The organism is Shewanella fodinae, from assembly GCF_014651955.1.
Taxonomy (GTDB): domain Bacteria; phylum Pseudomonadota; class Gammaproteobacteria; order Enterobacterales; family Shewanellaceae; genus Shewanella; species Shewanella fodinae.
On record NZ_BMXW01000024.1, the window covers coordinates 43,954 to 55,460 of the forward strand.

Annotated in this window: 10 protein-coding genes; 5 read left to right on the plus strand and 5 right to left on the minus strand. The window is 49.4% G+C overall.

All coding sequences use genetic code 11. The features are described from left to right. The first annotated feature begins 187 nt into the window (after nucleotides 1-187). Entirely contained in the window at nucleotides 188-577 is a 390-nt protein-coding gene (locus IE064_RS16355; protein ID WP_229800113.1) for a helix-turn-helix domain-containing protein, read from the plus strand. Nucleotides 578-733: 156 nt separating this feature from the next. Here IE064_RS16355 and IE064_RS16360 read toward each other — a convergent pair whose 3' ends face one another. Further along, complete coding sequence (locus IE064_RS16360; protein WP_189618777.1) at nucleotides 734-1,582, minus strand: SDR family oxidoreductase; 849 nt, start codon at nucleotides 1,580-1,582, stop codon at nucleotides 734-736. Between the two features lie 119 nt (nucleotides 1,583-1,701). Here IE064_RS16360 and IE064_RS16365 point away from each other — a divergent pair, with 119 nt between their 5' ends. From IE064_RS16365 to IE064_RS16375, 3 genes are all read left to right on the plus strand, one after another. Further along, complete coding sequence (locus IE064_RS16365; protein ID WP_189618778.1) at nucleotides 1,702-2,130, plus strand: winged helix-turn-helix transcriptional regulator; 429 nt, start codon at nucleotides 1,702-1,704, stop codon at nucleotides 2,128-2,130. Nucleotides 2,131-2,256: 126 nt separating this feature from the next. Continuing rightward, nucleotides 2,257-4,638 (plus strand): Lon protease family protein, encoded by a 2,382-nt coding sequence (locus IE064_RS16370; protein WP_189618779.1) that lies wholly within the window; start codon nucleotides 2,257-2,259, stop codon nucleotides 4,636-4,638. Between the two features lie 15 nt (nucleotides 4,639-4,653). Beyond that, a complete protein-coding gene (locus IE064_RS16375; RefSeq protein WP_189618780.1) occupies nucleotides 4,654-5,562 on the plus strand; it encodes a substrate-binding periplasmic protein in 909 nt (302 codons plus the stop codon). Here IE064_RS16375 and IE064_RS16380 read toward each other — a convergent pair. Continuing rightward, nucleotides 5,480-6,523, minus strand: a complete 1,044-nt coding sequence (locus IE064_RS16380) for an alkene reductase (RefSeq protein WP_189618781.1) — start codon at nucleotides 6,521-6,523, stop codon at nucleotides 5,480-5,482. The genes IE064_RS16375 and IE064_RS16380 overlap by 83 nt on opposite strands. A gap of 170 nt (nucleotides 6,524-6,693) precedes the next feature. Between IE064_RS16380 and IE064_RS16385 the strand changes: the two genes are divergently transcribed. Continuing rightward, entirely contained in the window at nucleotides 6,694-7,275 is a 582-nt protein-coding gene (locus IE064_RS16385) for a TetR/AcrR family transcriptional regulator (RefSeq protein WP_189618782.1), read from the plus strand. On the opposite strand, the gene IE064_RS16390 is transcribed toward IE064_RS16385, so the two are convergent. From IE064_RS16390 to IE064_RS16400, 3 genes are all read right to left on the minus strand, one after another. Continuing rightward, nucleotides 7,276-8,850 carry a methyl-accepting chemotaxis protein gene (locus IE064_RS16390; RefSeq protein ID WP_189618783.1) on the minus strand — a complete coding sequence of 525 codons (1,575 nt, stop codon included), beginning with the start codon at nucleotides 8,848-8,850 and terminating at the stop codon, nucleotides 7,276-7,278. It lies immediately after the preceding gene. A 162-nt stretch (nucleotides 8,851-9,012) separates the two neighbouring features. Next, entirely contained in the window at nucleotides 9,013-9,372 is a 360-nt protein-coding gene (gene hpf / locus IE064_RS16395) for a ribosome hibernation-promoting factor, HPF/YfiA family (RefSeq protein ID WP_189618784.1), read from the minus strand. A gap of 131 nt (nucleotides 9,373-9,503) precedes the next feature. After that, a complete protein-coding gene (locus IE064_RS16400; protein WP_189618785.1) occupies nucleotides 9,504-11,075 on the minus strand; it encodes a methyl-accepting chemotaxis protein in 1,572 nt (523 codons plus the stop codon). Nucleotides 11,076-11,507 lie beyond the last annotated feature (432 nt).

Consider the following 11,507-nt stretch of genomic DNA (forward strand, 5'->3'; position numbering starts at 1 on the left):
ACTTCCTTTTCCTGATGTTAATCAAGGCACCTGACAACCAGCCCCAGGCTGCAGCGGATATCGTCTGTTATCAGCGCTGTGGTCTACATTTATCATTGTGTCATCAAATCAATTCCAGAATATTGCCTATAAGGAACATTGTGTCAAGCAATTTGCCTATACGGTTTTGCCTATTTGGCAATACGCCATGGATAATCGAATCATGCATATAGGAAACGCTATTAGGGTTTTGCGTATCAAACGCAAACTGACACAAGAACAGCTCGCTCTGGATGCTGACATAGCGACCAGCAACGTCTCTCGCATTGAAAATGGCTTACGCCAACCTTCACAGAAGTTACTGATTAAATTGGCAGATGCGCTGGGTACAACGCCGTCCAACCTTTACGCTGCCTGTGAGAAAGGGATTGTACAGAACGTTACTGATGCAGATGGTTATTCAAACCATAATGACGTAATTGCGGCACCCGAAACGCAAATACTGTTGAGGCTGTTCCACGAACTTTCTGATGACAATAGAAAACTGTTACTTGAGCAGGTGCGCTTACTGCATCACTGGCAGCATGGTAAAATTTAACATAAACAATCTATTACATTGTTAAATAGTGTCTCTGGTAAGATTGCCTAAGAAATATTAGGCGACGCAGATACAAGTGGCAAATCTCATATATGTTCGCGTAGGATTTGCCATTTAGGCAAATCCTAATTTTCAAATATCTAATGTAGCTATATATCAGAGTACGCGTTTAATACTCTGTTCAATAGGTGTGGTTGCACGGCCAATCAGCATCGACAACTGTTTACTGTCATCGAACAAAGCGCCTTCTGCCGCCCCCGCTTCAGAGTCACCCAACATTGCAGCAACTGCTGCTGGTAAACCGACTTGTTCCAGTAATTTGGTATATTCAGCCTGTGATAAATTGTTATATTCGACCTTTTTGCCGCTGGCAGCACTGATGTATGAAGCAAATTGCGACAAGGTAAAGGCATCGTCCCCTGCCAGCTCATACACTTTGCCAGCTTGATCAGGTTGCGTTAAAGCAATCGCAGCCGCAGCGGCATAATCCGCACGGCTGGCAGTCGCCAATTTGCCCGCCCTTGCACAACCAAATACCGCACCATGGTTAATGGCAGCAGCCACACTGCCGGTATAGTTTTCACTGTACCAACCATTGCGCAAAATGACCGCTGGAATACCGCTCTGTTTGATATAGGTTTCGGTAGCAACATGTTCTGTGGCTAACATTAGAGGTGATGTGTCGGCATGCAACAAGCTGGTATAGGCCAGCAAACTAACACCAGCGGCTTTTGCCGCATCAATCACCGCTTTGTGCTGCTCGGTTCTTTTCCCCACTTCACTGGAAGAGATCAACAGCAATTTATCAACATTCGCAAAAGCACTGACAAGCGTGCTTGGCTGGTCGTAATCAGCCCGCCGTACTTGTATACCTTTTGCCGCTAGTGCTTGTGCTTTATCTGGATTACGTACCGCCGCCACAATCTGCGATGCAGGTACTTTTTTTAACAGTTCATCAATGACCAATCTGCCAAGTTGTCCGTTTGCACCTGTTACTGCCAACATGTTCGTACTCCTTGTTAAATTACTCAATAAAGTCAATGTCACTGGTATCGTGCCATCGTTAGTGGCTATACTAGCGCCAACACAAACTTTTGGTAAGTACATACAAAAAGGTAAGTATAATGAAACAGCCAATCCCTGAAACTGGATTAGCGGCACAGATGCAACGAGGCAATCTGTTTTCTGACAAATGCCCCTCTCGAGAAGTGCTTAAACACGTCACCAGCCGTTGGGGAGTTCTGGTATTACTCGCGCTATTGAATGGCGAGCAGCAACGTTTCAGCGCATTGAAACGCAAGATCCTCGGTGTCAGTGAAAAAATGCTCGCGCAGACACTACAGCAATTAGAGAGTGACGGTTTTGTAGCACGCACTGTCTTTCCAGTCGTACCGCCTCATGTGGAATATGCCCTAACAACAAATGGTGTGTTGATCGCCCGTCAAGTCGTGGGACTGGCTGACTGGATTGAAGAAAACATAGATCAGGTCATTCAGGCACAAGAGCAATATCAAGCGCAGCAAATTGCAGGTCCGCAGCACTGGCAATCGTGATCCAGCCCAAGCAGTGTGCTAGAGCACAAAACTTGCGCTAATGCTGCAGCAGCAATTGCTTTGCCGTACAGCGCCCTTTATTGTCATGTAAACCATGCCTGAATGATGAACAACAAGGAAGCTTTCATGGCCATTAGTGCCCTCGATGCACAACAGCTATACCGTCCGGCAGATCTCAGCCTGCTGGGAACCAACAATTCAACCCGTGAACTGGAACCGCTGGACGATATTATCGGTCAGGAACGCGCCCAGAGCGCAGTTGAGTTCGCCATGTCCATCCGCGACAAGGGCTACAACATTTTTGCTATCGGCCGTAGTGGTCTGGGCAAGCGCACTATGATGCTGCGTTATCTGAAACGCCACCAGCAGTTGGAACAGGAGCTGAACGACTGGTGCTATGTCGCGAATTTTGATGAACCCAGAACCCCGCAAGTGCTGCGTTTGCCTGCGGGCAGCGGTGCCCAGTTTAAAAAAGAGGTGGAAAAAACGGTATTACGGCTGGTGAAAGCCCTGCCGTTAGCATTTGATAACGAAGTGTACTATCGCCGAGCCGACAAACTGAAGACCCAGTTGACCCAGCGCCAAGAGGCCACCCTAGCGGAACTGGCTACCGAAGCCAAGGAAAAGCAGGTACGGCTGACCATCAGCCCCGATGGTGACTATCAACTGATGGCGCTTAATGGTGAGGAACCGCATACCGATGAAAGCTATGCGGCGTTGCCGGAAGCAGAACGCAATAAATTTGAAGAGAATATCCGGCATCTGGAGTCACGGCTGCGGGGCATTGTCCGCCAGCTGACTGAATGGGAAGAGGAATTCAGTACCAAGCAGCAACAGCATGATGAACAAGTCGCCCGGGAGGTTTTGAGCCATTTTTTCAAACCGTTGAAAGATGATTACCGCGCCGTACCAGAAATCCGCAATTTTTTGACCGCGATGCAAAAAGATATGCTGGGTAATCTGGATATTTTCCTTGAGCAAAGCGAAGATCAACTGGGACTTGCCTATGCCTCGCTGGAAAAGAAAATGCCCCGCCGTTATCAGGTGAATCTGCTGGTAACTCAAGAGCAGCCAAACTTCCCGGTGGTGGTAGAGGAAAATCCGACTTATCACGGTTTATTTGGTTATGTCGAAAATGCCACCTTTCGCGGTACGGTATTTACCGACTTCTCACTGATCCGCTCAGGGAGCCTGCATCGTGCCAACGGTGGCGTGTTGCTAATGGATGCAATAAAAGTGCTGGAACGGCCCTATGTGTGGGACGGATTAAAACGGGCACTGCGCTCTCGGACGCTGGATCTTAATTCGCTGGAACGCGAAGTTTCTTTATCTGGGACGGTCTCGCTGGAACCACAACCCATTCCGCTGGATGTGAAAATCGTGTTGTTTGGTGACTATCAGACCTATCAGTTACTGCAACACTATGATCCGGACTTCTGCGAATTGTTCAAAGTCACCGCTGACTTTGAAGACACTATGCCGCGTAGCGCCAAAGTAGAAAGCCTTTATGCCCGTTTCATCTCTTCTATCGTGCATGATAATCAGTTGCTGCATTGTGACCATAGCGCCATTGCCCGTATCATAGAATACAGTTCTCGTCAGGCGGAAGATCAAACCCAGTTGTCGCTGCATTCTGCCAATGTGGCTAATTTATTGCGGGAAAGTCATTATTGCGCCAAATCGACCAATGCCAGAGCCATCCGTGCCACCCATGTAGAACAGGCATTAGCGCAGCAAGAGCAGCGAGTATCGAAGCTACGCGATCAACTGATGTTGGGCTTTACTCAGGGTACTAACCTGCTTGAAGTCAAGGGTAAAGCGGTTGGACAGATCAACGCATTATCAGTTATCGCCACCAGCGATCACCAGTTTGGTATGCCCAACCGTATCACTGCCAGTACCAGTTTTGGGAAAGGCGAAGTATTGGATATTGAACACAAAGTACGCCTTGGCGGTAAAATCCATTCCAAAGGCGTTTGGATTTTATCGGCATTTATCAATGGCTTGCTGGCGAAAGATCAAGCAATCCCGCTGACCACCTCCCTTACCTTTGAACAATCTTACTCCGGTGTTGATGGCGACAGCGCGTCGATGGCCGAATGCTGTGCCATACTTTCAGCAATCAGCGGTATTGCTATTCGCCAAGATATCGCGATCACCGGGTCGATGAATCAGTTTGGTGAAGCTCAGCCCATTGGCGGCGTCAATGAAAAAATTGAAGGTTTTTTCGATGTTTGTCAGCTTAAAGGACGGAAACATACACAAGGTGTGATCATCCCACGCAGTAATGTCAACAACCTGATGCTGAAAAAATCCGTAGTGGATGCAGTCGCTCAGGGGAAGTTCCATATCTGGAGTGTTACCCACGTTCTTGAAGCTCTGAGTATCCTGTGTGATATGCCCGCGGGCGCGGCAGATAAACGTGGACAGTTTCCACTGCGCAGTATATTGGGGGCTGCCTCTGCCAATCTTGCCACTCTGCGTACAGCCAATACCAATATTAGTTAATCAATGAGGTCGCAGATGAATAGCAGAGCCATTGGGATTGTGTTGATGCTGTCACTGCTGACCTTGCCAACGATGGCCCAAACCGACCTTCCCAGTATTGCGTCAATCACCAATGATGCCTGGCCGCCTTTTATTAATGCCGATGGCCATAGTGGATTAGCGCTGGATATCGTCACTACTGCACTGCAGACTCAAGGGGTAAGCTTACAAGTCACCATCAAGCCCTGGGCTAGAGCAATGAAGGATGTGATTGATGGTAAGAATGATCTATTGCTGGCAACCTGGGAATCGCCAGCAAGGACCCAGACGTTGTTGTTTTCACAACCCTATCTGAAAAATCGGCTGCGCTTCATTAAACGAGCGGATGATCCGTTTGAATACCGCGATCTGGCATCACTTAGCGGCAAAAGAATTGGTGTCATCCGTGATTACAGCTATACCGGAGAGTTTGCCAGCAGTAACAACTTCACCCGCGAACCGCATCAAGATCTGCAGGCAAATCTGCGTATGCTGGCGGCTAAACGCCTAGATCTGACGCTGGAAGACGAAATCGTAGCGAGTTACTGTTTTTATCAATTACAACTCGCCGACCATTACCATTTTACTGGACCACCGTTGACGGTGAAGCGCCTATATCTCGCTGCAGGCATTCAAAATCCCAAAAGCAAGGCCCTGATCGCTGCCTTCAATCAGGGCCTGAAACTCATCATGGATGATGGACGTTACGAACAGATCCTCGCGAGTTATGGCGCAATGTTGCACTCCAACCAGATGCCGGAAATTATCCGGCCAACCAACCCAGCCGCGCAACACCTCTCAATAATGCCATCACCTATGTATGTCAGTACAGGGTGGCCAGCATCTCATCTGAATACGCCTTGGTGGCATCACCCTGGCGTACTCTCGCGACATAATCAGGATTAGCGATAAACGGCCGACCAATGGCAATCAAATCGAACTTACCGGCAATAATCGCGGCGCTGGCACTGTCAGCATCGTAACCACCTACGCCCACCAGCGTCTGCTGATAGTGTTCACGTAGATAGGTAGAAGCTTGGCCGCCAAGATAATCAAATTGCATACTGTCATCAAAAATCCCCAGATGCACATACGCCAATTGCCGCTGTTCTAATGCTGGCAGTAAGTAGTCGAATACCTGGCGATCACGGGCATCAGTTGCCATGTTCACGTAGGCCGCCGGTGATAGGCGTATCCCGGTGCGTTCACGCCCGATGGCCGCAATAACTGCATCTGTCACCTGCAACGGAAAACGGCTCATGTTTTCAGGAGAACCACCGTAATCATCATCACGACGGTTACTGTCATGGTGCAAAAACTCGTCAATCAGATAGGCATTCGCACCATGGATCTCCACCCCATCAAAACCCGCTTCAATGGCATTCTCAGCAGCCTTAGCATAGTCACGAACCAACTGTTCAATTTCACTTACCGTCAGCGCTTTTGGGGTTTCATACTGCAGCTCACGCATGCGCGGAACAGTACCATTCAACGCTACTGCCGATGGCGCTACCGTGTGCTCGCCACCGAAGAAAAAGGTGTGCGCAACTCGCCCGGTATGCCATAGCTGCGCGAAGATCAGTCCCCCTTTTGCGTGAACAGCATCGGTGACCTTACGCCAACCTAAAATCTGCTCAGTACTGAACAATCCTGGAGTATTAGGATAACCCTGTCCGTCTGGACGAATAATGGTGGCCTCGCTGATGATTAATCCGGCGTCAGCGCGACGGCTATAATAAGCTGCCATTTCGTCGGTTGGCACTAAGCCAGGCCCAGCCATACAACGGGTAAGCGGTGCCATCAATATTCTATTTTTCAAAGTAATTGTGTCGTTAAGACGATAAGGTTCAAACAAAACATCACGCATGGAAACTTCCTCAAAATGCAATGGCCGCAGAGTCACAACCTTAACTCAGCGCTGACAGTTATTCTTGAACAGGCATTCAAGATAAAGAGTCTCACCGCCAAGCGCAAGTTATTTTTGAACATTCATTCAAAAAAGAATACACTTTGCGATATCTGACTGGATGAGAAACTATGAGAAACGCTGAATTTGATCGCCAACAGGTATTGCGTAACGCCATGTATGCTTTTATGGGCAAGGGTTACAGCAAAACCAGTATGCAGGATTTGACTCGCGCTACCGGCTTACATCCCGGTTCCATCTATTGTGCTTTTGAAAATAAGCGAGGCCTATTGCTGGCCGCGATTGATCAATATCACGAGGATCGCACATGTCATTTGCTGGCGCTGTTTGCCGAAGATGTCCCGTTTAAACAGAAAATACAGCGTTATCTGGATGAAATTGTCGCAGAATGCCTCAGTTGCGATGTCTCTCAAAGCTGCTTGCTGGTGAAGATATTAACCGAAGTTGGCGAGCAGGATGCCGATGTTGCAGCTAAAGTGTCAGCCTATCTGCAGCAATGGCAGCAAGCGCTGGAAACCGCATTTGCCACCGCCATTGCTGACGGGGAAATTCCATCTGCGCCAGGAGCCCAGGCATCGGCACAATTTCTGATGATGGCAATTTATGGTTTGCGTACCTATGCGCATACTCATCCGCACGAACAGCAGTTGCGTCAATTGACGGCCATGTTGACTCAACAATTACTTGGCTGACTAGCCCGCACGAAAACCGATACGAAATCCGCCCCAGTGTCGGCCATTAACAAATACCGGGACGGACAAGTCGTGCATCACTTCCCCTGTATCCCGTTTATAGGTTTGTAATAACATCGGCTCCGTATGGCGACCACAACGGATACCGGTAGGGTCATTAAACAAACGCTTGGTGCGGTTATTTGCCGTGTCCTTGGCTTTGTCGCCGGTCAGTGGTTTACTGAAACGTTGATTATGTGTGGGGAAATAGCCGTTATGATCAACCGCTCCGGCATAAATAATCTGCGGATGACGACTGAGTATTGGCTCCTGCACTGCCGGAAAGCACTGGTCAGCATAGCCGTCAAACGCAGTTGCATATTTTGCGGGTTCAACCCCGCCGATACGTTGATATTGGGGGGAAAACAGTTGCTGCTCAGTAAACTTTCCCTGCTTTAATCCCAGCTCTAGCAACTGACCACATGCGGCAGCCGCTTGCTGTGCCTCAGCCAACGCCTGCTGTTCAAATGTGCCGGTGTTCCAATGTCGGAGCGCCAGAAAAATGCCCTCGGTCGTCTTGGAAAATTCAAATGCCTGCTGGCTTATCTGTTCGCTGCGGTGTCCAGTTTCTGCTAGCGAGTCACTGATCCGTACAATCGCTTCTGAGATTTCACCGGTGGTATCACGGTATTCCCGCAGTGCCGACTCAATCTGAGCTAACGCCTGGGTCGATTGTTGCACACCACCAGCAATGCCATCGAACCTTTGTTCTAGCGCCGAGATCGCATTCACTGTTTCTGAGGTACGCCCGACCACGGTCGCCATCAGCTGTGAGGTCTGCTCGGTATCCTGGCGGATCTGACTTAACATGCGGCCAATATCTTGCGTGGCATCTGCCGTTTTAGCCGCCAGGGTGCGCACTTCATCCGCCACAACCGCAAAACCGCGCCCCGCCTCGCCCGCGCGGGCGGCCTCAATAGCAGCATTCAGCGCTAGCAGGTTAGTTTGCGCCGCAACCCCATCTATCACCTCGGTAATTTTACCAATGGCATCCGCTTGTTGTTGCAACTGATCCACCTTGCTGGCGGCCGAGTCCACATCTTGGCTTAGGGTACGAATAGCCTCCAGCCCAGACACCGCATATTGTCGGCCTTCGAGACTCAAGTGCCGGGATTGTTCGGCCTGTTGCAGCACCGCTTCGGCATGCTCACTGAGTGAAATGGTGGTTGCTGATAACTGATTTGCCGCCACAGCTATCTGGCTGGCAGCTTCACCGCTGCCTTGAATATTCTGTTGCAGACCATCGACAAAATGCGAAACTTCGGCACCACCGATGGCAATTCGACTGGCATCTGTGGCAATACGATGCAGTGCCTGCAATTCCTCTCGGCGGTTGTCATCCTCTGCCACTGCATCTTCAGTCGCTGATGCTTGGGAGACCAACCAATACACCAGTGCCAGTACTGGCAATAAGAGTAGCGCCCCCAGCAACTGCCACAACAGGCTACCATTGACCAGCAACTGCAATCCTTCCAGCAAGCATAAGCCACTCACGATGCCCGCAATTACCGGCCAACGACGTTGGGTGTTTGGCATGAATCCCCCTGAATATCTGGTGTAAGCATTCAAATTTTTTTCATATATTTCAGCTTAAACCACAGGTTGGCGACTTGCGCGAATTTCGCCCATTGGACTTTGGTGGAACACAAACGAAGAAAGGCCGCATTGCGGCCTTTCTGCTGAGTATTCAGTATGGTGTTATTTAGACAAATCCATTTCCTGAATAATTTCATGGGCAATCGGTGGGGTGGTGCACTGCGGCTTTTCATGTAAATCAGCCTTGAGTTGACCTTTTCTGTGTTTCAGTGCGGTTTCCAGTTTTTTAACGGCAACCATGATTGCCGGATACATCACTTCGTCGGTGCCGGAAGCAGCTACCGCGACACCTTCATAGTTGGTGCGGATATCTACCTGATGTAGACCATGTTCCTTGGAAATGATCACATCAAATCCGATAAGTCCGGGGAAATGTTTAATAATTTTTGAAAATTTTTCTTCCACATGGGCACGTACGGAGGCGGTAACTTCAACATGGTGACCTGAAATCTGGATTTTCATAGGCTTTCCCTTTTTCCGTTGACTTAGTTATACAGATTGGGACTTTTACATAAAAACACAAGAGCCCACGGCGAATAAAATCACCAGTGGGCTCTATGAATGTACTGTTCGCACAAATTATCGTCGATTTATCAACTACGGCGCACACTCTGATGCCAGAATTGCTCTGACAGGTGACGGGTTTTGACCGACAACCGACTCACCTGTTCACTACGCCCCACCGCCTCTAATGTCTGCTGCGCACTTTCACTGGCAAGATCGCTGATCAGTACAATGGAACGATTAATCTCGCCAGAGACTAACGTCTGCTGTTGTAAGGCCGCGGCGTTGGCTTCACTCATTTCTCCCAGGCGGTTAATGGAATGCTTCAGCGCTTCAAACGCTTGGTTGGCTTCTTCAGCCAGATCAACGGAATGCTGTGCTTCAGTTTCGCCTGCTTTTATCTGACTGCCGGCATTGCGGGTCGTTTGTTGGAACTGCTTAATAATACTCTCAATGTGGCTGGTAGATTCGCTGGTACGGCTAGCCAGATGGCGTACCTCATCGGCCACCACCGCAAATCCACGGCCAGCTTCGCCTGCACGCGCCGCTTCGATAGCGGCATTCAGTGCCAGCAGGTTAGTCTGATCGGCAATCGCATGGATCACATCCAGCACTTCGCTGATGGCAGCGCTATCCTTCTGAATTGACTCTACCAGCACCGCAAACTCGCGTACCCGCTGATTCACAATGCCAATCGCTGAGATCACCTTCTGCAAACTGTCATGACCGGTTTGTGTTGCCTGCATGCTGGTGGTCATTTCATCTGTAGCATTTTGCACATTATTGCCAACTTCATTGAAACTCGCGGTCATTTCTGACATTGCCGCCCCCGCTTGCCGGGTCTGTTCACTCTGCCCCTCGGCGCGTTCGGCATTGGCCCGCAATGTCTGCTGCAAATTGACACTCTCTTCACTAATGGCATGCGCAGAATCGGCCATACGTCCGATAACGCCGCCCGTTTCCGCCACCAAATAAGTCATTGCCAAGCTCAGTTGCCCGAGTTCATCCTGACGACCGCAATACACTGCCCGCGCCATGGGATCGTCAATGATGTTCCGCGATTTATTCACCAGCGAGAAAAACGCTGACAACTGCCACTGGCTTAACAGCAACCACGCCACCAGCGCCACCGCTAGTCCTAACCAGGGAGACAACCCCGCACTGGCAAATCCTAACAACACGCTGCACAAACCAGACAGTTGTAACCCACGAGCAAATCCCACACGTGCGGGTCGCAACTCAGCGGGCGTTTTGCCCTGATTCAATTGTTGATAGATCTTGCTGGCAGAGGCGATCTGTTCTCGACTAGCGCTGTGGCGTACCGATTGAAATTCATGGAGTTTGCCATTTTCCATTACCGGCGACACATAGGCATTGACCCAATAGTGTCCACCGCTTTTAGTCCGGTTTTTGACAATCCCCATCCAGGGTTTACCAGATTTAACCCGACGCCAAAGGCCTTCAAAGGCTGCAGGTGGCATATCAGGGTGGCGCACAAGGTTATGCGGCTGACCACGTAACTCGTCCTCAGTAAATTCACTGACATCTACAAAATCCTTGTTCACATATTTAATTGTGCCTTGCAGATCTGTAGTAGAGAGAAGAATACTGGTTTCGGAAAGCTGCTTTTCTTTTTGGTTGACGGGCTGATTTACACGCATCTGTAGGTATCTCCCGAAGCGGTTTTGTAATCGCAGCTGTATGCTAGGTGATACTACAACAGCAACAGCTTTTATTAGCCAAGTTTGAAGTTGCTCACAGTACCAGTTATGTGACACGGAGCAACCACCAAAATGCGGAAATGCCACTTCCGTAGCAGAATTTATAGTACCGCAGTAATCGCGCATTTTTTCTGCAAGAGTCAACGTCTTTTTATCAGCAGAATTTTGCCAATATTGAACGATAATAATCTTTGCTTCGACGGCGTTGGTAATGGGTGACTGCGGTCAGTGGCTTAGGGCTGACAGTAAAAAACCACCTTCTGAAGAAGGTGGCTTTGTGATTACCCCCTAAAAGGGGGCCTTCTATACAAGAGCAAGCTCAGCTTGCTCTTGTTTTTCGACTCTTTCTTGATGGCGGACATACCTGCGAAT

Excerpts from the sequence above, each read along its gene's own strand:
- IE064_RS16365 (WP_189618778.1), top strand. The coding sequence starts at position 1,702 with ATGAAACAGCCAATCCCTGAAACTGGATTAGCGGCACAGATGCAACGA.
- IE064_RS16370 (WP_189618779.1), top strand. The coding sequence starts at position 2,257 with ATGGCCATTAGTGCCCTCGATGCACAACAGCTATACCGTCCGGCAGAT.
- hpf (WP_189618784.1), bottom strand. The coding sequence starts at position 9,372 with ATGAAAATCCAGATTTCAGGTCACCATGTTGAAGTTACCGCCTCCGTA.
- IE064_RS16380 (WP_189618781.1), bottom strand. The coding sequence starts at position 6,523 with ATGCGTGATGTTTTGTTTGAACCTTATCGTCTTAACGACACAATTACT.
- IE064_RS16355 (WP_229800113.1), top strand. The coding sequence starts at position 188 with ATGGATAATCGAATCATGCATATAGGAAACGCTATTAGGGTTTTGCGT.
- IE064_RS16385 (WP_189618782.1), top strand. The coding sequence starts at position 6,694 with ATGAGAAACGCTGAATTTGATCGCCAACAGGTATTGCGTAACGCCATG.
- IE064_RS16360 (WP_189618777.1), bottom strand. The coding sequence starts at position 1,582 with ATGTTGGCAGTAACAGGTGCAAACGGACAACTTGGCAGATTGGTCATT.
- IE064_RS16375 (WP_189618780.1), top strand. The coding sequence starts at position 4,654 with ATGAATAGCAGAGCCATTGGGATTGTGTTGATGCTGTCACTGCTGACC.
- IE064_RS16400 (WP_189618785.1), bottom strand. The coding sequence starts at position 11,075 with ATGCGTGTAAATCAGCCCGTCAACCAAAAAGAAAAGCAGCTTTCCGAA.
- IE064_RS16390 (WP_189618783.1), bottom strand. The coding sequence starts at position 8,850 with ATGCCAAACACCCAACGTCGTTGGCCGGTAATTGCGGGCATCGTGAGT.